Annotated in this window: 22 protein-coding genes and 2 tRNA genes; 6 read left to right on the plus strand and 18 right to left on the minus strand. The window is 58.0% G+C overall.

Annotated elements, in window-relative coordinates:
- Positions 1–27: 27 nt before the first annotated feature.
- The 5 genes from RN347_RS11925 to sdhC form a co-directional block, all read right to left on the minus strand.
- On the minus strand, positions 28–2,862 hold the full coding sequence (locus RN347_RS11925) for a 2-oxoglutarate dehydrogenase E1 component (RefSeq protein ID WP_311958352.1): 2,835 nt from the start codon (positions 2,860–2,862) through the stop codon (positions 28–30).
- A gap of 329 nt (positions 2,863–3,191) precedes the next feature.
- Entirely contained in the window at positions 3,192–3,902 is a 711-nt protein-coding gene (locus RN347_RS11930; RefSeq protein WP_252106674.1) for a succinate dehydrogenase iron-sulfur subunit, read from the minus strand.
- A gap of 41 nt (positions 3,903–3,943) precedes the next feature.
- The gene (gene sdhA / locus RN347_RS11935; RefSeq protein ID WP_263586598.1) at positions 3,944–5,716 is read right to left on the minus strand and encodes a succinate dehydrogenase flavoprotein subunit; all 1,773 of its coding nucleotides are present in this window, start codon (positions 5,714–5,716) and stop codon (positions 3,944–3,946) included.
- 3 nt (positions 5,717–5,719) lie between these two features.
- On the minus strand, positions 5,720–6,067 hold the full coding sequence (gene sdhD, locus RN347_RS11940; protein ID WP_252106672.1) for a succinate dehydrogenase, hydrophobic membrane anchor protein: 348 nt from the start codon (positions 6,065–6,067) through the stop codon (positions 5,720–5,722).
- The gene (sdhC, locus tag RN347_RS11945) at positions 6,061–6,438 is read right to left on the minus strand and encodes a succinate dehydrogenase, cytochrome b556 subunit (protein ID WP_252106671.1); all 378 of its coding nucleotides are present in this window, start codon (positions 6,436–6,438) and stop codon (positions 6,061–6,063) included. The genes sdhD and sdhC overlap by 7 nt, the downstream gene beginning before the upstream one ends.
- A gap of 492 nt (positions 6,439–6,930) precedes the next feature.
- On the opposite strand from sdhC, the gene gltA reads away from it, so the two are divergent.
- Positions 6,931–8,217 carry a citrate synthase gene (gene gltA / locus RN347_RS11950; RefSeq protein WP_263586597.1) on the plus strand — a complete coding sequence of 429 codons (1,287 nt, stop codon included), beginning with the start codon at positions 6,931–6,933 and terminating at the stop codon, positions 8,215–8,217.
- A 706-nt stretch (positions 8,218–8,923) separates the two neighbouring features.
- Here the strand turns inward: gltA and RN347_RS11955 are convergent.
- The 3 genes from RN347_RS11955 to gltX form a co-directional block, all read right to left on the minus strand.
- Positions 8,924–8,999 (minus strand) — tRNA-Glu (locus tag RN347_RS11955).
- Between the two features lie 20 nt (positions 9,000–9,019).
- A tRNA-Ala gene (locus tag RN347_RS11960) sits at positions 9,020–9,095 on the minus strand.
- A gap of 128 nt (positions 9,096–9,223) precedes the next feature.
- Entirely contained in the window at positions 9,224–10,702 is a 1,479-nt protein-coding gene (gene gltX / locus RN347_RS11965) for a glutamate--tRNA ligase (protein ID WP_311958353.1), read from the minus strand.
- A gap of 280 nt (positions 10,703–10,982) precedes the next feature.
- Here gltX and RN347_RS11970 point away from each other — a divergent pair, with 280 nt between their 5' ends.
- The gene (locus RN347_RS11970; protein WP_311958354.1) at positions 10,983–11,507 is read left to right on the plus strand and encodes a helix-turn-helix domain-containing protein; all 525 of its coding nucleotides are present in this window, start codon (positions 10,983–10,985) and stop codon (positions 11,505–11,507) included.
- Between the two features lie 10 nt (positions 11,508–11,517).
- Here the strand turns inward: RN347_RS11970 and RN347_RS11975 are convergent, their stop codons facing one another.
- Together RN347_RS11975 and RN347_RS11980 are read right to left on the minus strand one after the other, a co-directional pair.
- Complete coding sequence (locus RN347_RS11975; protein WP_311958355.1) at positions 11,518–12,090, minus strand: hypothetical protein; 573 nt, start codon at positions 12,088–12,090, stop codon at positions 11,518–11,520.
- Positions 12,091–12,149: 59 nt separating this feature from the next.
- Complete coding sequence (locus RN347_RS11980; RefSeq protein ID WP_311958356.1) at positions 12,150–12,479, minus strand: DUF3617 family protein; 330 nt, start codon at positions 12,477–12,479, stop codon at positions 12,150–12,152.
- A 281-nt stretch (positions 12,480–12,760) separates the two neighbouring features.
- Between RN347_RS11980 and RN347_RS11985 the strand changes: the two genes are divergently transcribed.
- Positions 12,761–12,868 carry a DUF4113 domain-containing protein gene (locus tag RN347_RS11985; RefSeq protein WP_311960852.1) on the plus strand — a complete coding sequence of 36 codons (108 nt, stop codon included), beginning with the start codon at positions 12,761–12,763 and terminating at the stop codon, positions 12,866–12,868.
- A gap of 187 nt (positions 12,869–13,055) precedes the next feature.
- Positions 13,056–13,997 (plus strand): DNA (cytosine-5-)-methyltransferase, encoded by a 942-nt coding sequence (locus RN347_RS11990; RefSeq protein ID WP_311958357.1) that lies wholly within the window; start codon positions 13,056–13,058, stop codon positions 13,995–13,997.
- A 3-nt stretch (positions 13,998–14,000) separates the two neighbouring features.
- On the opposite strand, the gene RN347_RS11995 is transcribed toward RN347_RS11990, so the two are convergent.
- The 3 genes from RN347_RS11995 to RN347_RS12005 all read right to left on the minus strand — a co-directional run bounded on the left by RN347_RS11995 (position 14,001) and on the right by RN347_RS12005 (position 16,373).
- A complete protein-coding gene (locus RN347_RS11995) occupies positions 14,001–14,987 on the minus strand; it encodes a hypothetical protein (RefSeq protein WP_311958358.1) in 987 nt (328 codons plus the stop codon).
- Complete coding sequence (locus RN347_RS12000; RefSeq protein WP_311958359.1) at positions 14,977–16,077, minus strand: ParB/RepB/Spo0J family partition protein; 1,101 nt, start codon at positions 16,075–16,077, stop codon at positions 14,977–14,979. Before RN347_RS12000 ends, RN347_RS11995 begins: the two co-directional genes overlap by 11 nt.
- A gap of 86 nt (positions 16,078–16,163) precedes the next feature.
- The gene (locus tag RN347_RS12005; RefSeq protein WP_311958360.1) at positions 16,164–16,373 is read right to left on the minus strand and encodes a S24 family peptidase; all 210 of its coding nucleotides are present in this window, start codon (positions 16,371–16,373) and stop codon (positions 16,164–16,166) included.
- Positions 16,374–16,756: 383 nt separating this feature from the next.
- Here RN347_RS12005 and dusA point away from each other — a divergent pair, with 383 nt between their 5' ends.
- On the plus strand, positions 16,757–17,770 hold the full coding sequence (gene dusA / locus RN347_RS12010; RefSeq protein WP_311958361.1) for a tRNA dihydrouridine(20/20a) synthase DusA: 1,014 nt from the start codon (positions 16,757–16,759) through the stop codon (positions 17,768–17,770).
- A gap of 60 nt (positions 17,771–17,830) precedes the next feature.
- Here the strand turns inward: dusA and RN347_RS12015 are convergent, their stop codons facing one another.
- Entirely contained in the window at positions 17,831–19,303 is a 1,473-nt protein-coding gene (locus RN347_RS12015) for a catalase (protein ID WP_311958362.1), read from the minus strand.
- A gap of 310 nt (positions 19,304–19,613) precedes the next feature.
- Positions 19,614–20,645, minus strand: a complete 1,032-nt coding sequence (locus RN347_RS12020; RefSeq protein WP_252106655.1) for a succinylglutamate desuccinylase/aspartoacylase family protein — start codon at positions 20,643–20,645, stop codon at positions 19,614–19,616.
- Positions 20,646–20,838: 193 nt separating this feature from the next.
- On the opposite strand from RN347_RS12020, the gene RN347_RS12025 reads away from it, so the two are divergent.
- Positions 20,839–21,450, plus strand: coding sequence for a TetR family transcriptional regulator (locus RN347_RS12025; protein WP_311958363.1), 612 nt, complete (start codon positions 20,839–20,841; stop codon positions 21,448–21,450).
- A 76-nt stretch (positions 21,451–21,526) separates the two neighbouring features.
- Here RN347_RS12025 and RN347_RS12030 read toward each other — a convergent pair whose 3' ends face one another.
- From RN347_RS12030 to RN347_RS12040, 3 genes are all read right to left on the minus strand, one after another.
- Entirely contained in the window at positions 21,527–22,201 is a 675-nt protein-coding gene (locus RN347_RS12030) for a hypothetical protein (RefSeq protein WP_311958364.1), read from the minus strand.
- Between the two features lie 182 nt (positions 22,202–22,383).
- Positions 22,384–25,608, minus strand: a complete 3,225-nt coding sequence (locus RN347_RS12035) for an efflux RND transporter permease subunit (RefSeq protein WP_263586586.1) — start codon at positions 25,606–25,608, stop codon at positions 22,384–22,386.
- Entirely contained in the window at positions 25,608–26,882 is a 1,275-nt protein-coding gene (locus tag RN347_RS12040) for an efflux RND transporter periplasmic adaptor subunit (RefSeq protein ID WP_263586585.1), read from the minus strand. The genes RN347_RS12035 and RN347_RS12040 overlap by 1 nt, the downstream gene beginning before the upstream one ends.
- Between the last annotated feature and the right edge of the window lie 73 nt (positions 26,883–26,955).

A 26,955-nucleotide genomic window follows, 5' to 3' on the forward strand; every position in this document is an offset into this window, starting at 1 on the left:
AATAGGTTCTCTAAACCCGGTGGCCGCTTATAGGTTAAAAGCGTCTTCCACCAGCTGGCGCTGCTGTTCAGTGTGAACGGACATGTAACCTGCCGCGGGTGCCGCAGAGGCCGGACGTCCAGCAAATTTCAATTCGCGGCCGAGGCCGTTTTTGAGCATGTCGGCGACGGTGCGCATGTGATGCTGGCTCGGGTACCAGGCGCCCTGGTTCATCGGCTCTTCCTGACACCAGACGATATCCTCGAGGTTCGGGTACGTCTCCAGCACTTCGAGAAGCTCTTCCTTCGGGAAGGGATAAAGCTGCTCGAGGCGAATGATCGCCGTGTCGTTACGCTCGTACTCGGCGCGCCAGTTGGCGAGATCGTAGTAGACCTTGCCGGCACACATGATGACCCGCGTCACTTCTTCCGCCGGGCGCTCGGCCTGGTCGGGCAGCACCATGTGGAATTTGCCCTGAGCCAGATCCTCGAGACTCGAGGTCGCATCCTTGTGGCGCAAAAGCGACTTCGGCGTCATCACGATCAGCGGTTTACGCAGCGGGCGGATGACCTGACGGCGCAGCAGATGGAAAATCTGCGCCGGCGTGGTCGGCACGCACACCTGCATGTTGTGCTCGGCGCACATTTGCAGGAAACGCTCCAGGCGCGCCGAGGAGTGCTCGGGGCCCTGACCTTCGTAGCCGTGAGGCAGCAGCATGGTCAAGCCGCAAAGCCGTCCCCACTTGGTCTCGCCGGAGGAGATGAACTGATCCACCACCACCTGGGCACCGTTGAAGAAGTCACCGAACTGCGCTTCCCAGATCACCAGATCGTTGGGCGCGGTGGTCGAGTAGCCGTATTCGAACGCCAGCACCGCCTCTTCCGAGAGGATGGAGTCGTGAATGGTGAAGCGCGGCTGACCATCGGCGATGTTCTGCAGCGGGACGTAGGTGGTGCCGTCCTTCTGGTTGTGGATCACGGCGTGGCGGTGCGAGAAGGTACCGCGGCCCACGTCCTGACCGGTGATGCGGATCGGGTGGTGCTGATCCAGAAGCGTAGCGTAGGCCAGCGTCTCGGCGAAGCCCCAGTTCACGCCCATGCCGCCGGCCTGCATCTTGCGCCGGTCTTCATAGATCTTGGCGACCTGGCGCTGCACGTCGACCCCGTCCGGGATTTCGCACATCTTCGCGGCGAGCTGCTGCAGGCGCTTCATGTCGACGGTGGTATCGGCATCACCGGACCACTCGTGGCCAAGGTACGGCGCCCAGTCGACGAACAGCGACTTGTTGGGCTCCTGAACCAGGGCGTTAGCGACGTGATTACCGGCGACCAGATCGTCGCGGTAGGTTTCGATCATCGCCTTGGCGTCCTCTTCCGAGAGCACGCCTTGCTCGACCAACCGCTTGGCGTAGAGCGTACGCGAAGAGGCGTGATCCTTGATCTTGGCGTACATCATCGGCTGGGTGCCGGAGGGCTCGTCCGCTTCGTTGTGACCCCGACGGCGGTAGCAGACCAGATCGATCACCACGTCCTTCTTGAACTGCTGCCGGTAATCGAGCGCCACCTGGGCTGCGTGGATCACCGCGTCCGGGTCGTCGCCGTTGACGTGGAAGATCGGCGCCTGAACCATCTTGGCGATGTCGGTGCAGTACTCCGTCGAGCGGGCGTCCAGCGGGTTCGAGGTGGTGAAACCGACCTGGTTGTTGATGACGATATGCACCGTACCGCCGGTCTTGTAGGCACGGGTCTGGGACATCTGGAATGTCTCCATGACCACGCCCTGGCCGGCAAAGGCCGCGTCGCCGTGTACGTTGATCGGCAGCACCTTGCTGCCGTCGGTGTCCTGACGGCGGTCCTGACGAGCGCGCACTGAGCCTTCGACCACAGGGGCGACGATCTCGAGGTGCGACGGGTTGAAGGACATCGCCAGATGCACTTCGCCGCCGGGTGACATGACGTTCGAGCTGAAGCCCTGGTGGTACTTGACGTCGCCGGAGCCGCGCTCGATCACTTTCTTGCCGTCGAACTCGTCGATCAGATCCGCCGGGTTCTTGCCCAGAATGTTGACCAGCAGGTTCAAGCGGCCGCGGTGGGCCATGCCGATCACGACTTCCTTGGTGCCGTAGCCGCCGGCGCGCTGAATCAGCTCGTCCATCATCGGCACGAACGTCTCACCGCCTTCCAGACCGAAGCGCTTGGTGCCCGGGTACTTGGAAGCGAGGTAGTTTTCGAGGCCTTCCGCGGCGGTCAGGCGCTCGAGCACGTGCTTGCGCACGTCTTCGCTAAACGTGGGCGCACTTCTGACCGATTCGAAACGGCGCTGCAGCCAGCGCTTCTCTTCGGTATCGACGATGTGCATGATCTCGCAGCCGATCGAGCGACAGTAGGTCTGCTCGAGCGCGTCGACGATGTCACGCAGCGGGGCCTTGTCGATGCCCAGAAAGAAGGAGCCGGTCTGAAATTCGGTATCGAGATCCGCTTTGGAAAGCTGATGAAAGGACAGATCAAGATCCGGAATGGGGGTAGGATTTCGCAGGCCAAGCGGGTCGATATTCGCCTTTTGATGACCGCGGAAGCGATACGCGTTGATCAACTGCAGGACCTTGACCTGCTTTTTGTTCTCACCGCTGTCGACCTGGGCTACGCCCTGACCGGGCCGGCTTTCGCGGCCAAGCTGATAGAACTGATCACGAATGGGGCTAAGCGGAACATCCTGGGAGGCACTGTCGTCGGACTCGCGCAGCTCTTTGAAATAGCGGCGCCACTCGTCGGGGACAGAATCGGGATCGTCGAGGTACTGCTCGTAAAGCGCTTCCACGTAGTGAACATTGCCGCCACTCACGTGAGAGGAACGCCACATCAACTCCATTATGCCTTGTTGCATCTCTCGGTCACCCTACACTGATGGGGTGGTATCGGTATCGCTGCACCATGCGGCGACATCGCTTGTGCCCTGCCGGCGGGGCGATTCAAAGACCGGCGGCACCGACCAAAGGCCGGAAACCTTCACGTGGTTCAATATCCAGCAATTCGCTAGCAGTTCATGCTCAAAAGCCGGTACAAGGGCACCGGCTTTTAAACGTGGCTGTTTGATACTGCGACGCAGCGTCGCACCACATGTCGTACTCTATGATAACAAGCGAAGCGCCGGGATTTAAGTAACTTTGTACGACAACCTGCACTTCACTTGTCTTTTTTCAAAAGATTAACGAGTTACGTGGCATCCGCCAGCAGCATTTCGCGAATCTTACCGATCGCGCGGGTCGGGTTGAGCCCTTTGGGGCATACCGCCACGCAGTTCATGATGCCGCGGCAGCGGAACACGGAGAACGGATCTTCCAGGTCGGTCAGGCGCTCGCGGGTGGCGTTATCGCGCGTGTCCGCCAGGAAGCGGTAGGACTGCAAGAGCCCCGCCGGGCCGACGAACTTGTCCGGATTCCACCAGAACGACGGGCACGAGGTCGAGCAGCACGCACACAGAATGCACTCGTACAGGCCGTCGAGCTTGTCGCGGTCTTCCGGCGACTGCAAACGCTCGATGGCCGGCGCCGGGGTATCGTTTTGCAGGTACGGCTGGATGCGCTCGTACTGCTTATAGAAGATACCCATATCCACGACCATGTCGCGGATGACCGGAAGCCCGGGCAGTGGACGCAGCGTCAGCTTGCCGTTTTTGACCACATCGGACAACGGCGTGATGCACGCCAGTCCATTTTTGCCGTTCATGTTCATGCCGTCGGAACCGCACACGCCTTCGCGGCAGCTGCGGCGAAACGCTAGGCCGCTGTCCTGCTCTTTCATCATGTGCAGAACGTCCAGCACCATCACGTCGCGACCCTTGGTGTCGACCTGAAACTCCTGCATATAGGGTGCGGAGTCGGTTTCCGGGTTGTAACGGTATATCGATACCTGAAGATTGGACATTGTGACTCCCTCTCAGTACACAGACTGACTCAGTACGAAGATTAGTAGGTACGAACCTTCGGCTCGAACGTATCAACGGTTTTCGGCTTGAAGTTGACGTCGCGCTGCTTCAGCTCTTTAGTGAGCGGGAAGTAGAGCGAGTGTTTCAGCCAGTTGACATCATCACGGTCAGGATAATCGTAGCGCGAGTGCGCACCACGGCTCTCTTTACGCTCGAGGGCAGCAATCGCCGTTGCTTCAGCCACTTCCATCAGGTTATCGAGCTCGAGCGCTTCAACACGCGCCGTGTTGAAAGCGTTGGACTTGTCCGGCAGGTGCGCGTTGGCAATACGCTTACGCAGCTCGGACAGCTTCTGTACGCCTTCCTGCATGTTGTCCTCTTTACGGAACACACCGAAAGAGTTCTGCATGATGTCCTGAAGCTCGGCCTTGAGCTCGGGAATGCTTTCGCCACCTTCGGACTCGTTCCAGCGGGTGATGCGCTTCATCGCAGTTTCGATGTCGGACTCGGACGCGTCCAGGTACTCGATACCTTCGTTGAGCGCGCCTTCGATGAACATGCCCGCTGCGCGGCCGAAGACCACGAGATCCAGAAGCGAGTTGCCGCCCAGGCGGTTGGCGCCGTGCACCGATACGCAGGCCGCTTCGCCGCAGGCAAACAGACCGTTGATGATCTGATCTTCGCCGGACTCGTTTTGCATGATGGCCTGACCGTGAACGTTGGTCGGGATACCACCCATCATGTAGTGGCAGGTCGGTACGACCGGGATCGGATCCTTGGCCGGGTCGACGTGGGCGAAGGTCTTGGAGAGCTCGACGATCCCCGGTAGACGCTTGCCCAGTACCTCTTCACCCAGGTGATCGAGCTTCAGGAAGACGTGGTCGCCCTTGTCGCCACAGCCGCGGCCTTCGAGGATCTCCATGACCATGGAGCGAGCAACGACGTCGCGGCCGGCCAGGTCCTTGGCGTTGGGCGCGTAGCGCTCCATGAAGCGCTCGCCATCCTTGTTGATCAGGTAGCCACCCTCGCCGCGGCACCCTTCGGTGACCAGCGTGCCGGCACCGTAGATACCGGTCGGGTGGAACTGCCACATCTCCATGTCCTGCATGGGGAAGCCGGCGCGCAGCGCCATGCCGATACCGTCACCGGTATTGATCAAGGCGTTGGTGGTCGAGGCGTAGATACGACCCGCACCGCCGGTGGCGAGCACCGTGGCCTTGGATTTGACGTGAACCACTTCACCGGTCTCGATGCACATGGCGATACAGCCCACGACGTCACCGCTGGCATTCTTGACCAGATCCACCGCGTACCACTCGTTCAAGAACGTGGTGTTGTTCTTGAGGTTGTTCTGGTAAAGCGTGTGCAACAGCGCATGGCCGGTACGGTCGGCGGCGGCGCAGGTACGCGCGGCCTGACCGCCTTCACCGAAGTTCTTCGACTGGCCGCCGAAGGGGCGCTGGTAGATACGGCCGTTATCGAAACGCGAGAACGGAAGCCCCATGTGCTCGAGTTCGAACACCGCTTTCGGGCCTTCGGAACACATGTACTCGGCAGCGTCCTGGTCGGCGATGTAGTCACCGCCCTTGACGGTGTCGTACATGTGCCAGCGCCAGTCATCGTCCGGGTCGGACGAGGCGATCGCGCAGGTGATGCCACCCTGAGCCGATACGGTGTGCGAACGGGTCGGGAACACTTTAGAGAGAACCGCTGTCTTCTTGCCGGACTTGGCAAGTTCCAGAGCAGCGCGCAGGCCAGAGCCACCGCCACCGATGATGATGGCGTCAAACGTCAGGCTACGAAGGTTAGACATGGATTAAGCTCCCCACAGAATTTGAATGCCCCAGACCAGGTAAACGAAGATGGCCAGAATGATGAGCGCCTGGGCACCGACACGCAGACGAGTGGACTTGAGGTAGTCGGTGGTGACTGTCCAAAGGCCAATCCAGGCGTGCGCGGCGATAGAGATGAAGGCCAAAAGCGAGAAGATCCGCATCCAGATCTGGTTGAAAAGCCCGCTCCAGGTGTAATAGTCAAGGTCGGGGTTGAACAGCAGGTAGCCCACGATGAACAGCGTATAGAGCGCAAGAATCACGGCGGATACGCGCTGCATGAGCCAGTCGGAGAGGCCGCTACGACCGAAACTCGTAATGTTGGTTACCATACCCAAACTCCTGCCAAGATGATGAGGACTGCGCTAACGACGACGGTGATCTGCGCTTTTTGAACGCTACCTTCCAGGGTGACACCGATATCGGCATCCATCAGCAGGTGCTTGATACCCGCCACGAAGTGAAAGGCCAGCGCAGACAGCAGGCCCCAGGCAACGAACTTGGCGAGAATGTTGGTGGCCAGCGCGTCACGCACGGCATCGAAACCGGCCGGTGAAGAGAGGGATTCCCCCAGTGCCCAGAAGGCAAAGATCAGGCCGACGAACAGGATGACACCCGTAATACGGTGTGTGATCGACGTCAGCGCTGGCAGAGGAAAGTGGATTGTCGAAAGGTCCAGGTTTACGGGTCGTTTGCTATTCACGGCGTTATACACACTCTTTTGGCCCACTCTGCGAAGGTTCGGGCTAACCCCGAGCGGGCAGTGGTTGCTGGAAGGGGCTCGGCCGTTGCCAAGTCGCATCCGACTAATTAGAGGTCGGTCGCGCGCGGTGGATTATAAGAACCTTCGCCCCGGCTTACAAACCGAACACAGGTCTAACTCGACTGTAACTGCAAAAAATTGCTGCCAGGTAGAGTCGATTTTGCGTTGCAGCATGACTATAGTATTCGATAGACCGCTAGCTTCATAAGCCTGTTAACCGCTTTATTCTAGTACGTCTGAAGAATAATTTCTTCACCCGCCCCCAGAAATTAGACAAAAGCACGACGAGATAATAGCTTTTGTACAATTACGGCGACTATTAAGGCTAATTGACAAAAAGTCGCACGCTTCTATAGTAGGCGAGCCTTTTCGCCGGCGCGGTAAGCGAAACAACGACTTTACGTCCCAAACCGAATTCGAAAGGAGGCCTTCATGGCTGACAGGAAAGCGACCTTGACGGTAGACGGTCTTGACCCGATCGAGCTACCCATTTATTCCGGCACGCTGGGCCCCGACGTCATCGACGTCCGCGGTCTGGGTGGCGAAGGCCTGTTTACCTACGACCCTGGCTTCATGTCCACCTCTTCCTGCCAATCCGCGATCACTTATATCGATGGCGGCAAGGGCATGCTGCTGCATCGCGGCTACCCGATCGACCAGCTAGCCAAAGAGTCCAATTTCGTAGAGGTTTGCTACACCCTGCTGTTCGGCGAACTGCCGACTGAAGAGCAGTACGCGGATTTCGAAACCCGCATTCGTAACCACACTATGGTTCACGATCAGATCAACAACTTCTTCAAGGGTTTCCGCCGCGACGCGCACCCAATGTCGATTCTGTGTGGCGTCGTGGGCGGTCTGGCCGCGTTCTACCATGACCATATGGACATCACCCAGCAGGAAGATCGTGAAATCAGCGCCATTCGCCTGATCGCGAAGATGCCCACGCTTGCCGCGATGTCGCACAAGTACAATGTTGGCCAGCCGTTCAACTACCCGCGCAACGACCTGAGCTATGCAGAGAACTTTCTCTACATGATGTTCAGCAACCCGTGCGAGGAGTACAAGATTAACCCGGTCTACGCCAAGGCGATGGATCGCATCTTCATGCTCCACGCCGACCACGAGCAGAACGCCTCCACCTCCACGGTGCGCCTGGCAGGCTCGACCGGTGCCAACCCGTTCGCCTGCATCAGTGCCGGCATCGCAGCGCTTTGGGGTCCGGCCCACGGCGGCGCCAACGAGGCGGTACTGGCGATGCTCGACGAGATCGGTGATGACTCGGAAGAGAACATCCAGCGCTTCGTCGACAAGGCGAAAGACAAGGAAGACCCGTTCAAGCTGATGGGTTTTGGCCACCGCGTCTACCGCAACTTCGACCCGCGCGCCAAGGTGATGAAAGAGAGCTGCGACGAAGTGCTGGCCGAGCTCGGTATGGCCGACGACCCGCAGCTCAAGATCGCCAAGCGCCTCGAGCAGATCGCGCTGGAAGACGAATACTTCATCGAGCGCAAGCTCTACCCGAACGTCGACTTCTATTCCGGCATCATCCTGAAGGCCATGGGCATTCCGACCAACATGTTCACCGTGATCTTTGCCGTATCACGTACCATCGGCTGGATCTCGCACTGGAACGAAATGCTCAGCGAGAGCTACAAGATCGGTCGCCCGCGCCAGCTCTACACCGGCCACGACAAGCGCGACTACCCCAGCAAGAAGTAACGCGCCATAGTGCATGAGCAAATACAGTGCATGAGCAAATACAGTGCATGAGCAAATCATGCACCATCAAGAGGCCGCCTTAGGGCGGCCTCTTTGCGTCAGGGCGAATAAACACATTGCGCCACCCGCCTTGCCCGGCACGCCATGAGCGCCGCAGCGCCCTCTCCTGCTTATATATAGCCAATCAATAGCTACCCCGTGAGCAAGCACGCTTTCGCCACAAGAAGCTTTTCAGAGCCACTTACACCCCTTGCACGGCAAGTACCCACCGCATGTAAAAACCATGCACAGCGCCGCCTCTTCGAACGCTAAAAAGTCGGCGATTTCGACCATTTTTGCCTTGACAATTTTCCAACACGGCAAGGAAATCGCGTTTTCCACACTATCTGTGGATAACCCTGTTTACAACCATCATAAAACGTCCCGAAATCGCCATGAACAGTGGCTTTTCTTTAAATTGGTTACTTTTTGATCTAATGTAAGTTGCTGATTTTATTAAACTAATCTTAAATCGCTGATTTTTTGGGCAGTTGGACAGCTCTTGTGCACAACCCGCCCTACGGAACAGATCAAGTGGACAAGTCAAGCCCAAAAAGGCAAAAAATGGCTTGAATCGCGAGGTTCAAACGACAGAAATTCTCGCTAACCCATGTTAAGGGTGCGATATAAAGGGAAGTTAAAAAGAGTGTTTCTGAAGGAAGGATTGTGGCGTCCCATAGGGGGTTCGAACCCCTGTTACCGCCGTGAAAGGGCGGTGTCCTGGACCACTAGACGAATGGGACGTGTAATCACAAACTTGCGGTGGTGGAGCCTAGCGGGATCGAACCGCTGACCTCGACACTGCCAGTGTCGCGCTCTCCCAGCTGAGCTAAGGCCCCACGTGTCGTGAAGACGATGCGTATAGTACTGATTAGCCTCGCCTTCGTCAACCAGAAAAGCGGCGAATTCACGCTCGGCTTAAAGCACGGCCCGCCCGGTTGGCGGGCCGTGGCTAACGAATGGCGGCCTAGAGCGCGCGAAACTCTTTTTCGAAGCGTTTCGCCTGCTTTTTGGAGACCCCACCAAGCACGTCGATGGCGTGACGAAGCCGCGCGCGGGTCACGTCAGAGCCCAGAATCGCCATGGCATCCATGACCGAGGTGCTCGCGCTCGAGCCGGTGATGGCAATGAACACCGGCGCCAAAAACGCCTTCATCTTGAGATCGAAGGCGCCGGCCAGCGTCTGAACCTCGGCCAGAAGCGCCTCCTTGTTCCAGGCCGGCACCGTTTCGAAGCGCCACACCAGAAACTGCAGAAGCTTGACCAGCTCCTCGCGTTCGAGCTTCACGCTTTCGAAGTCGGCTTCCGTGATGGCGGGCAGCCCGGAGAAGAAGTGGCCGGCCAGCGGCGCAACCTGAGAGAGCGTTTCCACCCGGGTGCGTACCTGGGGCAGAATCTGGCGCACGTACTCTTCGTTGAACGCCCATTCTCTGAGCGCCTTGAGCAGCGCGTCATCGTCCATGTCTTCACGGATATAGACGCCGTTGAGCCAGGTGAGCTTTTCGAGATCGAACACCGGCCCGCCCAGCGATACGCGCTGGATATCGAAAGCGTCCATCATCTCCTGAAGGCTGAACTTCTCGCGCTCGTCGGGCATCGACCAGCCCATGCGGCCCAGGTAATTGGTGACGGCCTGGGGCAGAAAGCCCATGCGGCGGTAGTAGTTGATCGAGGTCGGATTCTTGCGCTTGGAGAGCTTCGACTTGTCCGGGTTGCGCAACAGCGGCATGTGGCAAAGTACCGGCATCTCCCAGCCAAAGTACTCGTACAGAAGCTTGTGCTTGGGCGCGGAGTTGATCCACTCCTCGCCGCGCAGCACGTGGGTGATCCCCATCAGGTGATCATCCACCACGTTGGCCATGTGGTAGGTCGGCATGCCGTCGGACTTGACCAGAATCTGGGCGTCCACCTGAGCCCAGTCCACTTCGATGCGACCACGCAGCATATCCTCGACTACGCACACGCCTTCGACGGGAACGTTCATGCGTACCACGTACGGCCAGTTCTCGGCTTCGCGGCGCGCCTGCTCGGCGTCATCCAGCGCCAGATCCGCCGGTTTGAGCGCCAGCTGCAGGCCGGCTTCCTTGCGCGCCTCGCGAAGCTCATCGAGCTCTTCGCTGGTGCGATAGCATTTGAAGGCGTGGCCGGCGTCGAGCAGCTTCTGAGCGTGCTCGGCGTAAATGTCGCCGCGCTCGCTTTGCCGGTACGGGCCGTACGGGCCGCCCACGTCCGGGCCTTCGTCCCACTCGATGCCCAGCCAGCGCAGCGAGTCCAGAATCATCTGCTCGGATTCCGCCGTCGAGCGCACCTGGTCGGTGTCCTCGATACGCAAAATGAATTCGCCGCCCTGCTTTCGCGCAAAGCATAGATTGAACAGCGCAATATACGCCGTGCCGACGTGGGGGTCTCCCGTGGGAGAAGGCGCTATACGCGTGCGTACGGTCATTCAGATATCCTTTTAACATCGAGCGTGGGCGCCATTATACGCGCCCAATGATCATCAGACAGCCTGTCGAGGGAACATCCTGGCCGGTTTGGCGTCCTAACGAAAGTTGCTAAGGATATAGCAGCTGCTTCCGCAGGGTCTTTGCTATTTTGGACACACTGCCTATGATGCATGACCGTGCTGACGCAACGGCTCGTTGCATCAGCAGGAACATACTGATCATTGGCATCAACGGAAGTAAATCAAACGCGTTTGTTTGGCTCATCGATGGGAAAATAAAATGGAATCGCTTGGATCACGTATCAAACAGCTCAGGCAACGGGTAAAGCTGAATAAAGCTGCTCTTGCCCGAAAAGTTGGCGTGTCGGATGTCACCATATCGTACTGGGAGTCGGGGGCGATCAAGCAGATCGGTCATGAACGCCTGGTGGCGCTGGCCGACGCACTGGAGTGCTCACTGGCCACGCTGTTGGAAGGTGACAGCGCACCGCCGCTTCTGACACTGACGCACCAGGGCCCCCTTCCCTGGGAGCAGGTGCAGGCAACGATGATGACGCCGCCCGCTCATCTGCCGCTTAAAATCGACTGGAAAGCGCCTTGTGTGATGACCACGCCCGCGGCCAAAACGGATTTCGCCCCCGCCTCCCCGGGTGATCTTCTGTTACTTGGCCCCACGCACGTGTTCCACAAGGCCGGTCACTATCTGGTCAAGCGTGACGATCACTTTCAGCTGGCGCATTTTGCCAAAACGCCCAGCAGTGAAGAGATTCACGCCGTCGTACTCGCTCACTGGTGTCCTGCCTAAAGCACCCTGTTCACTCTTCAATCACGTCCACCTGGTCACGCGTACGTCTTGGCTCGCTCCCCACCAAAAAGCGCCGTGAGTAGGTGGCTACCTGCCCCAGTCCATGGCGAGTTTGGGTAACGAGCTCGCCTGACAGGTTCTCGCCTTCCCGACCGATCACGTCCTGCACGGTTTGCGGCTGAACGCTGCCCTCGCTCGACTGCACCTGCACGAGGTACCCGCCGTCTGGCAGCCCGCTCCCCGAGCCAAACGGCCCAGCCGTGAACCGCCCCTCGCTGATGGTCGTGCGCGACTGCCAGCGCACGCGACTGATTTCACGCTCCACGACCACCTGAACCCGCGTCCCGTCCGGAAGATTCGATGTCCCCTCGACGGTTAAACGCCGATCGGTTCTCAAACCGGCGTGCAGTGAAAATTCGACCTCGATCAGCGCGCGCTCGGGTTCGCTCGTGGTTTGCTCGACCACTGCATCGCTCGGCACTTCCTCGACCACCCGCGGCTCATCCTCCATCTGTTCGTTACAGCCGGAAAGCCAAAGAAGGCTCACCGCCACCGCCGCGATACCACCGCGTGCTTTCAACATACCGTCTCTCCCCACGAACCCGACCTCTACGCTATACCATTAAAGGTGGCAGCGCGTCATTAGCAGTCGCTTGCAAGCCAGCGGTATTCGCTCAGCGTTTGCGCAGTGTAGCCGTGGGAATGGCTTTTCAAGCTGCTACTAAACGCGGTGGGGCTATCGAAGGTTAACGTGTCGACGAACCGCAGTACGCTTTCACCTTCACTACAGACCACCGACACCTGCGCCCCACCCTCACGGTAGTCGATCTCGACATCGTCGCAGGTGAGCTCTCCCCATAGCGCCTGAACCACGCCTTTCGGACTCTGCGCCTGCGCCGGCGTCAGGCATAGGGTTTTAGTTTCGCTAGAAGCCAACGCGTCATCTTCAACGCGTGGATCGAACGTCGTCATGTCGACACGCCATAAGCCGGGTCGAACATCGTCCTGGGCCCATAGGGTGCAGGGGAGAAAAAGGGCTAGGAGAGCCAATGAATGAAGACGTGGCATAGGGGTCTCTTGATGGCATGGAGGATGAGCGAGGATAGAAGATCCGATAAGGGCTTGAATAGTTTTTAAAGAACCACACCTACCAGCACCGCCAACAGCTCAGCCTGATGGAAATCCCGCAAACGGAAGAGGAACGCCAGCGCAGCCAACAGCTCATGGCCACGATGGATGCGCTGAACGAGAAGATGGGCAAGGGGACGGTGCGCTTAGGGCTACCGGAGAAGAATGCGCCGTGGCACCTGCGGTGTGCTCATCGCAGCCCGCGGTATACGACTCAGTGGGGGGGGAGTTGATGCGGGCTTATACGGATGATCAAGCGGCAAAAATAGCGATGGCCACAGCACATCCAAAAGACTAGAATTGCGTTAATTAACGAAATAACGCAGCGGGGGGTGTGCCTGCGAGGCCGCAGAGCGTTAGAATCCCCTCCTTTCACGAACACCACCATCCCGTGAGGGAGCTACGGTTTAGGACGACGGCATGCCGACAGCAGTGTCACTTTTTTCAGGTTGCGGGGGCTCCGACGCTGGTATTTTCAATGCCGGCTTCGAGGTTCTGATGGCTAACGACGTACTTGCGTACGCGCAAGCCGTTTATGAGCACAACCATCCTGAGACAGACTACCGACTCGGTGACGTTAGCAAGATACAGCACTTCCCAGAGGCCGAGCTGCTCGTAGGCTGCTACCCATGCCAAGGGTTCAGCCAAGGTGGTGTGCGTGACGCTGGCCGCAAAATTAATACCCTCTACCTCGAGTTTGCGCGGGCCTTGAATCAAATCAAGCCTAAAGCCTTCATCGTGGAGAATGTCTCTGGCATGGTGCGTAAAAATTACGCTCACCTTCTACAGGATCAGGTCAAAGTATTCACTGATGCTGGCTACAACGTGTCTTTCCAAGTGCTGAATGCCTCTGACTTTGGCGTGGCACAGGAGCGGAAACGTATCTTTATCGTAGGCATTCGAGAAGATTTTGGGATTGAGTATGACTTCCCTCAACCAACCCACGGCGTGCTAGGCGGCCAACCCAAGACCACGATCCGGGATGCTATTGACGGTATGCCGGAGTGGCCCGAAGGCGAGTTCTATGATCTTGGCTTTCACTGGTATTACCTATCAAGGAATCGGCGTAATGAATGGGGAGATCAATCTAAAACGATTGTGGCCAATCCTCGGCACATGCCACTGCATCCAATGAGCCCACCGCTGGAAAAGCTCGATCAGGATGTATGGCGGTTCCAACATGATGGACCTGCACGTCGCTTTAGCTATCGAGAGGCTGCAAAGCTTCAAGGGTTTGGATATCTAGCGTTTCCAGAACATAAATATGGAAGCTTAAACATGCGGTACAAAGTGGTAGGTAATGCAGTACCACCGCCCCTTTTTGAGGCAGTGGCACGTGCGTTACCAAACATATGGAATTAACTCTTAAGAAACAAGACTATAAGACTCAAACTCACTTTCAAATTGCCTAAAATAGTCTTGAAGAGCGATACTTTCAAAACCTTCGCTCTTCTCAATTAAACTTATAATTCGTAAGCGATCAATTACAACTACGCCAGTCACTTTACTTCCACTAACCCACTTCCCAGTTGAAGATCTATACAAAACAGGAGTAAACATTGTAGTAATCACATCATGAGAAAACTGGAAATAGTTTGACAAACCTATAGGATGAGCTTCTAACCTCTTTTCCGGCCACTCTTCTTCTTGTGCTCCACACTGCCCAAATACAACATGTGCGCCATAAGCCGTATCACCAAATGAAATAACACCTACTAAATCTATTCCACCATCACCAGATGAGCTCCGCTCCCTAATTTCTTCTTCATGGACTTTGAAAGCGCTCAGCTGCCTTCCAAGCACAATCAAAGCTTCTCTACAATCCGTACCGTAATATTCACGCCTGTCAACAGAATTAGCGTCAAAGATTTTTACATCAGCATAAGGTGGCAATAGTGAGCCTAGAGCGATAGATGATACTCTAGCAAAAGCTTGAGACCAGCAATATCTATTTGAAGCGGTAAAAGAGCGCAAACGAGAAGAAGCCAACAAAAACCTATATACTTTATGCCTTGGGTCACTCCAATCAGTATTGAGCTTTAATAAATCACCCTCTACATTAAAGGGATAATTTTCAGCAAAACAATATGCTCGATACTCTAACTGAGACCAAGCATCTTCTAAACGCGCTTCTTTTATATCATGCTTAGAAGCATCAGAAAGACCTGAGTCATCAAGATCTTCTTCATCATCAACATCTTCATCCGAAACGGGCAAACCATTAACAATATTTACAATATCATTTTTATGTATTTCATTTTTCCCATAAGGATCAAAGATAGCTAAAAACTCAATCAAATCTGCAAACAAATGAGGAGAATTTGGCTGTAAAACCCCTATCTCAAAATTCATCGTCGTCAACCTTCTTATCTGACAATGCTTTACCTATAAGCTTAATATTGCTTCGTATCTCTCTTGCAACATCCAAAGCCTCTTCTGAATAATCAATATTAGCAACCAAGCCAGAAGCTTGAGCAAGTGACGCTTGTGCGTTGTAAAGATATTCCATGAACTCTTCTTCAGAGCCTTTCGACAACCTAAAGGCATAGTCTAAAGTGCTTCCACCCATAAAAGCACCTTTAGCCTTCTCTGAATCTAAAACCGCTCCTAACCGCTTTAAATTACGAGACTCTCCGACTCTAGTTTCCCCATTCTCACCTTTCCGATAAAGCCAGTTTGTTAAGTCTTCAATACTCTTTCCTGATAGCGAATCAGGATTGACTATCGGGTGAGTATGATTAGTTTCTCTACCGTTCTTTGTAGCAGAGCCAACAAAAACTGCTATTCTTTCATCAGCTAGGGCTGTTGATAAAACAGCAAACTTTATGCTTTCTTCATTAAGACCTTTTATTCCATAAAAGTCCTCATTTTCAATCTCTTCATATACTGCTAAAGCATCTAAACTACGCTTGATATGATTACTGCGAGAACCTATCATCTGAGCCACCTTCTTATAACGCTCAGCTGGTTCACCATCAGTCAGTAAAAAAAGCTCTCTCATGTATCGAGCCTTGGAAAGAGGCTCCCACTGCTTGACACCCGTTATATGCCTATAACCTAAATATGGAAGTACTTTCTCTCTGCTATCCCTTACGACAACAGGCAATTTTTCAATTTTTTCACAGGTATCTGCGATTTCCTGTATAAGCCTGCTCGGTCTATCGATTTCATTAGGGTTATTTAACAACCTTACCGCTGAAAGTCTTCTATTTCCTTCAACAACTATATATCTACCATCTTCTTTGACAGCAACTAATGGCTCTCCTGGGAAAAAACCATTTTGAGCAATAGCTTCCATTAAGTCTTCCAGGCTAGTGGTAGAAGCTATGTAACTGAGTATAGTTTTTTCTGTTTTTTGAACATTTGATGGTAATCTTGGATTTTTAAAATCAAGATGTAGCTGATCTACATCTATCATCTTTATTTCGCTATCCTGAATCATGCTTAACCTCAAAATAAACAAAAAAGCATATAAGTAAAAAGGGTGCACAGAAAAATGATTAATGATGGCAGGTGTAGCTAAAGAGGTTAAACCACCCGCCCAATCCGAATCTCACACCGCCCTAGAATCTCCAGCCCCCCCATATCCTGCGGCTTAATCATCTTCGGCTGGTACAGCTCGTTATCACTGATTAGGTACAGCGCGCCTTCGGCCAACCGCTGCACCCGCTTGATGATCTGTTCACCAACCATAAGGTCGCCCATTAAAAACCTCTGCATCCGTTCAAGTTGAACCATGCCCTGCCCTACTTATCATATCGACCTCAAAAGCCAACCTGAACGCTCTGCAACCTTCGCTTCTGTTAAGCGAGCTTAACCTACCAGGGTCATCATCACTATCTCAATAGCGCCTATTTTTGGTTTCGATTTGCTCGCTCAAACCAACGCCGTTGCGCGGAGCCTACCCCGAGCTTTCTTGTCACCTTTCGGGCTTCTCGCGCTGTGAGTACTGCCCTTTCTTCCGTACAATACCGCCAATCCCATTGATTGTGCATGAAACGACCCGCCACAAACCGGCCTTCTGGCGAGCCAGGGCTCGTCGCTACCGGTTTTACGCCGCGGTCGTTGCAGCCACCCTCACATTATAGCTATATATTTATACAGCTAAAGAACCGATTTCCATGACCGACTTGACGAACGAAAACAGCGCTGACCGGGGCCGCCGCTTCTCGGTGGCGCCGATGATGGACTGGACGACCCGCGACTACCGCGCGTTCGCCCGCACGTTGACCAGGCGCACCCTGCTCTACACCGAGATGGTGACCACCGGGGCGATTCTGCACGGCTCGCCCCGGGAACGGTTTCTGGGCTATACCGAGGTGGAGCACCCGATCGCGCTGCAATTGGGCGGCAGCGATGCGGGAGAGCTTGCCGAGTGCGCGGCGATTGCCGAGGCCTGGGGTTATGACGAGGTGAACCTGAACGTGGGCTGCCCCAGCGACCGGGTGCAGAACAACCTGATCGGCGCGTGCCTGATGGGCTACCCGGAGAAGGTGGCGGCGGCGGTGAAGGCGATGCAGGCGGCGGTGACGATTCCGGTAACGGTGAAGTGCCGTATCGGCATCGACGACCAGGATGAGGATGCGGACCTGGCGCGCTTTATCGATATGGTGGCCGAAGCCGGCTGCACCACGTTTACCGTGCACGCGCGCAAAGCGTGGCTGCAGGGACTGTCACCCAAGCAGAACCGCGACGTGCCGCCGCTGAACTACCCGCGCGTACACCGCTTGAAAGCCGCCAACCCCGCGCTTCACATCGGTATCAACGGGGGCATCAAGACGCTCGAGGAGTGCCAGGCGCAGCTCGAGCACGTGGACAGCGTGATGGTGGGCCGTGAGGCGTACCAGAACCCGTGGCTGCTGGCCGGGGTCGATCAGGCCATTTTCGGAGAACCGGGTCCGGCCATGAACCGGCTGGACGCGGCGCAGGCGTTTCGCCCGTACATCCAAACGCGGCTCGACGAAGGCGCGAAGCTCAACCACATCACCCGCCACCTGCTGGGGCTTTTCCAGGGCTGCCCGGGCGGGCGTCGCTTTCGGCGTCATCTTTCCGAGCACGCTCACAAGGAAGGTGCGGGCCTGCGTCTTTATGACGATGCGCTTGGCCTGATCCGCGAGCCCGACACCGCGGCATAAAAAAACCCGCCACGGCGTACCGTGGCGGGTGGGGCTTACCCGGCGCTTGAAAGGCTCGGTTTACTTGCCGGCCTTCTGGCGGTTTTCCATTACGCCCTTTTCGACGCGCTCGCCGATGGTCTGATCGACGTTCTTCCAGTACTCGAATACCCGCGACAGCACCGGCTCTTCCACGCCGCCGGAAACGTGCCCGACGATGTTGTTTACCAGGCGATCACGCGCGGCGTCGTCCATTACCTTATTGACCAGGTCGTTGGCCTGATTGAAGTCGCCGTCGTCCGGGCGCAGCGTGTAGGCGGCACGAACGAATTCACCATCCGCTTCCCATACCGCGTCTTCCGGATATGCGCTCGGATCGGCGTGGGCGCCGCCCTTGCTATTGGGTGCGTAGACCGGATCGGACGTATTGGAAATACGCATCCGCCCGCCCTTGGCGTAGCTGTTGACCTGGCTTTTCGGCGCGTTGACCGGGATCTGCTGGTAGTTGACGCCCAGGCGAGCGCGGTGTGCGTCGGCGTAGGAAATGACGCGCGCCAGCAGCATCTTGTCCGGCGAGAAACCGGTGCCCGGTACTGAGTTGCTGGGCTGGAACGCCGCCTGCTCGATCTCGGAGTGGAAGTCCGTCGGGTTGCGGTCGAGCGTCATCTTGCCCACTTCCTGCAGCGGATAGTCGTCGTGCGGCCACACCTTGGTCAGATCGAACGGATTGATGCGATAGGTTTTGGCGTCCTCGAAGGGCATGATCTGCACATGCAGTGTCCACGTGGGGTTGTCGCCGCGCTTGATGGCGTCGAACAAGTCGCGACGGTGGTAATCCGCATCGGTACCCGCCATTTGATCGGCCTGTTCTTGGGTCATGCACTTGATGCCCTGGTCGGTCTTGAAGTGGTACTTGACCCAGAAACGCTCGCTTTTATCGTTGACCCACATGTAGGTGTGGCTGGAGTAGCCGTTCATGTGGCGCCAGCTGGCGGGTACGCCGCGATCCCCCATCAACCAGGTCACTTGGTGGGCGGACTCCGGCGAGAGCGTCCAGAAATCCCACTGCATGTCGTGATCGCGCAGGCCGTTATCGGCACGGCGCTTTTGCGAGTGGATGAAGTGCTGGAACTTGAGCGGGTCGCGCACGAAGAACACGGGGGTGTTGTTGCCCACCATGTCGAAGTTGCCGTCTTCGGTGTAAAACTTCAGCGAAAAGCCGCGCGGGTCGCGCCAGGTGTCCGGGCTGCCCGACTCACCGGCCACCGTCGAGAAGCGCGCCAGCATTTCGGTTTTCTTGCCCGGCTGCAGAAACTTTGCGCGGGTATACTGGCTGACGTCGTGAGTGACCTCGAAATGGCCAAACGCGCCGCCGCCCTTGGCGTGGGGCTGGCGGTCCGGAATCATTTCCCGGTTGAACGCCGCCATCTGCTCCATCAGGTAGTGGTCGTGCAGTACGATCGGGCCGTCCGGGCCGACGGAAAGCGAGTGCTCGTCGCTGGCTACCGGAATGCCGGCGTCCGTGGTGGTGGTGTTGGATTTACCGTTTGTCATACCCTTCCTCCATGTCACGATCCGGGGCCTCAAGGGCCACCTTTGTACGGGCCTTCTTGGCCACTAATGCGTTCCAACTGGTGCTTTGATCCACAGTTATAGCCAGGATGTCACCATCATGCCACGTGGCGGCGCCAACCCCTGCCTATAGTGTCCATAGTCAAAGACGATCAGCTTCGCTTTGATTGGGGGTTTCAAACTATGACACCCCGCCGCCGGATTCGTGGCGCAACCGGCGCGCTTTTTTATCGAAGGCCGGCAGCGCACGCATTTCGATACAGCCCCTCACTACAGCACTTCACTACAGAATTTAATACATGGGATCGGTCACCGGCTCGAGACTCGACTGGAAGCTCTCGATAGCGGTTTCCGCCTCCTCGATCTCGTCGAAGCGGGCAATGTGATAGAGCGCCTCGCCTTCGTTGGCCAGCGGCAAACGACTCATGCCGATCACGATGCCATCGGCCATTGAAACCACATCGCCCTCATCGTTGCCGAAGGGGTCCGCCACCCGGCCCAACACTTCGCCCTTGGCGACCCGCGCGCCCAAACGCACCTTCGGGCGTAGAATGCCGTCGATCGGCGCACGCGCCCAGCTCGAACCATTGGCCAGTTCCGCCGGGGCGGGCAGGCGGCGGCGCTGCTCGCCGGAAAGCATCTTGAGCCTGCGCATCACGCGCAGAATGCCGCGCACGCCCGGGGCGATCGCCCACTCGTCAAAGCGCAGCGCCTCGCCGGCCTCGTAGGTGAGCACGGGAATGCCGCGGGACTGGGCGTAGTGGCGCAGGCTGCCCTCGCGAAGCTCGGCGTTGAGCACTACCGGCGCCCCAAACGCATCCGCCATGCGCGCGGTTTCGCTGTCGGGTTCGAGCTGAGCGCGAATCTGCGGCAGGTTGGTGCGGTGAATGGCACCGGTGTGCAGGTCGATGATGTGCGTGGCGTGGTCGACGATCTCTTCGCGCAAGAGCGCGGCGATGCGCCCCCCCAGTGAGCCCTTGTCGCTCCCGGGAAAGCAGCGGTTCAAATCGCGCCGGTCCGGCAAGTAGCGGGTCTGCTGCAAAAAGCCGAAAACGTTGACGACGGGTACGGCGATCAGCGTACCGCTCAGGCTATTGATCGAGCGCGAGCGCAAAAGCCGGCGCACGATCTCGACGCCGTTGATCTCGTCGCCGTGAATGCCGCCGCACACCAGCATGACCGGCCCCTCGCGGCGCCCGTGGACGACCTCGATGGAGATATGCAGCGGCGTATGGGTGTAAAGGCGCGCCACCGGCACGTCGATTTGTAGACGTTGGCCGGGTTGAAGGGTGTGGCCTGCAATCTGAAACGGGGCTTGTGCCATGAGCACTCCTGATGAGGGCGTGGGCGCGCAAGAGCGAGCGCCGGCGCTGGATGATCTATCGCTTATCGGCCGCGTGAGGCGTTGATTGAGCGCGCAAATGACGTCGGTCAGTTAACCATACAGTTTTGAATGTAAAACGGCGGTGTTTAAGATAAAATATCGCTCCTTCGACGTCGTTACCAGGGTTGCTTTTATGGCTAGAAAAACCAAGGCAGAAGCGGCAGCCACGCGCGAAGCGCTGCTGAACGCGGCCGAAGAGGTGTTTTTCGAAAAAGGCGTCGCGCGTACCTCGCTCGAGCAGGTGGCCCGCCACGCCGGCGTCACTCGCGGAGCGGTTTACTGGCATTTCAAGAACAAGGGCGATTTGTTCATGGCGCTGATCGAGCGTGTGCGCATGCCCTTTCAGTCGCTGGTCGAGGAGGTTCAAAACGTCGACCCGGACATTCTGCCGCTGGACGCGGTGCACCGCGCGTGCCTGGCGGGCATGCACCGTCTGGAGCAGCCTCACTACCAGCGCACGCTCTCGATTTTACTGCACCGCTGCGAGTTCTTTAGCGATATCAATCCGCTCGAAATGCAAAACGAGATCAACGAAGAGTGTTTTGACGAAATGCTCTGCCTGTTTGAAATGGCCCACGAACAGCATCAGCTTCGTGAAGGTCTGACCCCGCAGGTATCCACCCAGCTCTTGCAGGCAACGCTTGGCGGGCTCTTTCATGACTGGCTGCGTGCCCCGGACCGCTATTCGCTTAGCGAGCGCGGCGCCGAGGTCATCAACGCTCTCATCCTGCTGATACGTCGCTAGCGGTTTGGCGTTTGTCACCATCGCAAAAGCCCGCCGTGCTGGCGGGCTTTTGCGTGATGGCCAGAGTAACAACGCGCTAGTTTGAGTGCGCCGTTTCCTGATGCTTGTGGCGCAGGCGCAGCTGGTTCAAACGCTGGCGCGTCTCCATGTAGGTTTGCACCTCGACGCTACGGTAGGCGTTCTCCTCCTTCAGATACTTTACCAGCACCCGGCGCTCGCCTTCGGTGAAGGCATCGTCCTGTTTGCAGTGTAGATTTACCTTACAGCCCGGTTTTCCCTCCACCACGGCGTCGGCAAGCTCGGCTCCGTCGAGCGCGGTCACCTTCACGGTCACACCTAAAAGGCTGCGCCGCTTGAAGGGCGCAAAGCGGTAGAGCCCGCGCGCCATGCCTTGGCAAATAACGGCGGCCAGGGGGGATGCCACGGCCAGTGTGGCCCAAAGAATCACGACACCCAGCGGCACGCGCAGCATGCCCAGATCCAACCAGCGCAGCACTAGAAGCTCCAGCGCCAGCGAAAGCGCACCGGCGAGCAGCATCAATACGGTCAGCGCGAGCGTGGCGGGTACGCCGATAAAGCCAAGCGAGACCAATGTGCTTGCCATGTGATCATCACGCAGGCTGTCACGCTCGAAAAGCTCCAGCGGCGCCAGTCGGATCAGCACCAAAAGCCAGTAAAGCGCTAAAAGGCCCAGCACGAAGGTGAAGACGATGGTCGGGAAATTCAGAGCGGCGGAGAGAATCGGTTGCATGGCGTGCCTCCTCCAGGTGATTGCCTGGTCGGTTTGGCCTGCTGTTATGGTATTGGATGCAGACTCAAACGGTTCATTAGCAAGTCTAGATCACACTACTCGTCTCTGCCCAGGCGCGCCTTGACACCGATCAAGCGGGCAAAAAAAAGCGGGCCCGAAGGCCCGCCGGAATCACCACGCGATCACTGTGGATCGTGGGCGATGCGATCATCACGCTCATCGCGCCCGTCACTCGAACCGCGCTGATCGTTTTGATCGTGCTTATTGCCGCCCAGCTTGCGCCGCATCCAATCGGCGCTGTAGGCGATCATGGCGTAGAACGTGGGAACGAACAGGCTGCCCAGAATCGCCACCGACGCCATGCCCACCGCCACCGTGGTGCCGATATGGTGGCTGCTCACGTCACTCGCGCCGGTAGCCAGCGCCAGCGGCAGCGTGCCGAAGATGAAGGCCAGTGACGTCATTACGATCGGCCTAAAGCGCAGCTCCGCGGCGGTAATGGCCGCTTCGCGAATGCTCTTGTTCTCTTCCTTACGCTGAAGCTCGGCAAACTCGACGATCAGGATGGCGTTCTTCGCCGCCAGCCCCACGACCACCAACATACCGATCTGCACGTAGACACTGGTATCCAGCCCGCGCAGCACGATACCCGCGATACCGCCGAAAAAGGCGAACGGCGTGGCGGTGAGTACCGCCAGCGGCAGTGCCCAGCTTTCGTACTGCGCCGCCAGGATCAAAAACACCATCAAAATACCGAACACAATGGCAATCATGGCAGCATTGCCCAGGTTCGCTTCCTGATAGGCGGTGCCGGTCCAGCCCATACCCCAGTTGGGACCGAGGGTGTCGAGCACGACCTCTTCCATCGCCTGGATCGCCTGCGCGGAGCTGTAGCCGGGTGCCGCGCCGCCCTGGAACTGGGCACCGGTATAGACCCCAAAGCGCGACACCACCGACGCACCCACCTGGCGCTCGAGGGTTACGAACTCGGAGAGCGGAATGCGATCGCCGCTGCCGCCACGCACGTAGACATTGTTCAAGTCGTCCGGCGTTTTACGGAATTCGTCCTCGTTTTGCAGATACACCTGGAAGTTACGGTTCTGATAGCTGAAGTAGTTAACGAAGCCGTTACCGAAGGTGTTGGCGAGCGCCGAGTTGATGTTCTCGAGCGCAACGCCATAGCTCAGCGCCTTCTGCTGATCGATGTGTGCCTTATAGGACGGCACGTTGACGTTGAACGTCGAGAAGACCTGGGAGAGCATCGGGTGCTGGTTCGCCGCGCCCATGACCTTGAGCGAGGCTTCGTAAAGCTCGCGGGTCGAGGCGCCATCGAAGGACTGCAGGTAGCCGGTGAAACCACCGGTGGTCGAAAGCCCCATGATCGGCGGCACGTTAAAGGCCATGGCGCTACCGCCATCGATACTGGCACCCAGCTGCATGATGCGCCCCACCAGCGCGTCGGCGCTCAAGGTACGTTCGCCCCAGGGCAGCATGTTGACGAAGATGACCCCGCGCGCGGTGTTGACCGCACTTGCCAGCAGGTCGTAGCCCGCCACGGCCGAGGCGTACTCGACGCCCTCGATCTTTTCGATCTCGTTGCTGAGCTTCGCCATGTAGGTCTGGGTGCGATCGAGCGAGGCGGCGTCCGGCAGCGATATGCTGGCCAGCACGATGCCCTGATCGGTTTCCGGCACCAGCGTGGAGGGCGTGGACACGTACATCCAGTACGAGCCCGCCCCGATGGCCACGGTGATCGCCAGCGCCAAGAGCCAGAAGCGCACCAGCTTTTTCACACACCACATGTAGGCCGCGGTGATACCGGCGAACAGGCGATCGAACAGACGCAGCGGCGTGCGAATGGCGCGGCGAAACTTCGACGGCCGGTCGTGATTGAGGTTGTGCTTGATGAAGATCGCCGACAGCGCCGGGGTGAACGTCAGCGCCATCAGCGCCGACAGCGCCACCGAGATCGATACGGTAATGGCGAACTGCTGATAGATCTGCCCGGTGAAACCACCCAAAAACGCGACCGGTACGAACACCGCCGCCATGATCAGCGAGGTTGCGATGACCGGCCCGCCGACTTCGCGCATGGCCTGAATCGTCGCATCGCGCACGGTGATGTCATCGTCTTCGCTGATCACGCGCTCGACGTTTTCGACCACCAGAATCGCGTCATCGACCACGATCCCGATCGACAGCACCAGCGCGAACAGCGTCAGCAGGTTGATCGAGTAGCCAAGCACGTAAAATCCGGCGAAGGTGCCGATGACCGCCACCGGCACCACCGACATGGCGATGACGGTAAAGCGCCAGTTCTGCAAGAAGATGAACAGAATCACCGCGACGATCAAGAATGCTTCGATGAAGGTGTGAAGCACCGTTTCCACAGAGGCATCAATGAACAGCGTCGTGTCGTAAGGCGTAACGTACTCGAGCCCCGGCGGGAAGCGGGATTCCAGATCCTGCATGGTCGAGCGCACCGCTTCGGCGGTGGAGAGCGCGTTGGCGCCAGGCTGCTGGTTGATGATGATTGGCGTCATGGTGGCGCCGTTCAAACGCGCATCCACGCCGTAGAACGACGCGCCGAGTTCGATGCGGGCCACGTCCTGCAGGCGCAGCGACGAGCCGTCCGGATTGGTGCGCAGATAGATATTGCGAAACTCGTCCGGGTCGGTGAGTCGCCCGCCGGCGGTGATGGTGTAGGTGTAGGCGCGCGGCTCGGACTGCGGTTCTGATGCCAGGCTACCGGCGGGAATCTCGGTGTTCTGCGTGCGTATGGCGCTGGCGATTTCGCTCGGCGTCAGGTCGTACTGCGCCAGCTTGTCCGGGTCCATCCAGATACGCATGGCGAACTCGCCGCCGCCGAGTACCGAAGCATTACCCACGCCTGGCACCTGACGCAGCTCGTCGAGGATGTTCAGCGTGGCGTAGTTCTGCATGTAGACGCGGTTGTAGTCGCCGTTGGGCGAGGTCAACGCCACCAGCATCAGAATCGAGTCCGAACGCAGCTCGACCGTGACCCCTTGCGACTGCACCTGCTCGGGCAGCTGGGAGAGCGCGCCCTGAACGCGGTTGTTGACGTTGATGGTGTTGATGTCGCCGTCGGTGCCGATGTTGAACGCTACGCTCAGGCTCATGGAGCCGTTGTCGGAGCTGTTCGAGGTCATGTAGAGCATGTCCTCGACACCGTTGATCGCCTCGGCCAGCGGTGCGGCCACCGTTTGTGCCACGGTTTCGGCGTCGGCGCCGGGGAACTGCGCCTGCACCGACACCGTTGGCGGCACCACGCTTGGATACTGCTCGATCGGCAGTATGCGCATGGACATCACGCCGATCAGCGTGACGATAATCGCCAGTACCGTGGCGAATATCGGTCGGCCGATGAAGAAGTTAGAGAAATTCATTATTGCGCACCCTCTTCTCCCTCACCCGTCGGCATGCCGCCGCCGGCCATCTCGGAAGCCTCTTCGGCCTGCTGGCGCTCTTCGCGCGCCTCTTCCTCTTCGACCTCCTCGACGATGTCGTCGGCGTCACCATCGAAAGGCTGCGGGTCGATGGCCGTGCCCGGCTCGAGGCCGGAAGGATCACCGACGATTACGCGATCGCCCTCTTCCAGCCCGTCGACGATGATCTGCCAGGGGCCGGCCACGTCACCGAGCTGCACGGTGCGCTCGCGGGCCTTGTTTTCATCGTCCAGGGTGTAGACCCGCGGGCCCATCAGGCCCTGAGTGACCGCGATCTCCGGCACGGCGATCACGCCATAGCGCTTGAGGCCTTCCAGACGTACGCGCACGAACTGGCCCGGCAGCACGGCGGCATCCGGGTTGTCGAAAGTGGCCGACGCCTGCACGGTGCTGGTGCCGTTGTCCACGCGTGAGCCCAGAAAGTCCAGCTCGCCGGCGAGCTCGGCGTCGTCGCTGCCGCTCAAGCCCGGCACGCTCAGCCGCGCGATGATCGTCGAGTTGGTGTCGCTGTCGCGCAGCTGGCGGCGAAGCTCGAAGGCATCATTCTGGGGCAGCTGAAAGCGAACTTCGAGCGGGTCGAGCGGGGTGATGGTGGCAAGCTCGGTGCCGCTGGTGACCACGTTGCCCAGGTTGATCTGGCTCAGGCTGATCATGCCGCCGACCGGGGCGGTCACGTCGGCGTAGTCCAGATCCAGATTGGCGCTGGAGAGCGCCGCTTCGGCCTGGGCGACGCTTGCCTGGGCAACGCGCTGGTCAGCCTGGGCCTGGTCGTACTGCTGACGGCTCACCGAGTTCTGACGCAGAAGCTGCTCGAAGCGCTCGGCGTCGCGCTGAGCGCGGGCGTACTCGGCCCGCGCGCTTTGCAGATCCGCCTGGCGCTGATTCACCGTTGCCTGATAGCGGTCGGGCTCGATGGTGTAGAGCGAATCGCCCTGCTCGACCATCTGGCCGGGCTCGAAAAGGCGCTCCTCGAGCGCGCCGTCGACTCGGGCGATGACCACGACTTCGTTGTCGCTGCGCAAAAGCGAAGGGTAGGATTGGTCGATCGGCAAATCCTGGCGCTCCACCTCGGCCACCGCCACCTTATGGGGTGGCTTCTCCTCGGAAGATTGCTGCTGCTGTTGAGGCTCTTCATCACCACCGCAGGCGGTCAGCGCCAGCGCCGCGATCAGCGTCACTAGACTCGCTCTCGTTGAGTGAATCGCTCTTCTCATGCGTCGAATTCCCATGTATGGCTCTTTTTTTGGCGATCGATGATCGATGGATCGCTCTTCTGACGACCGGCGT

Source organism: Halomonas sp. PAMB 3264, assembly GCF_031954245.1.
Lineage (GTDB): Bacteria > Pseudomonadota > Gammaproteobacteria > Pseudomonadales > Halomonadaceae > Vreelandella.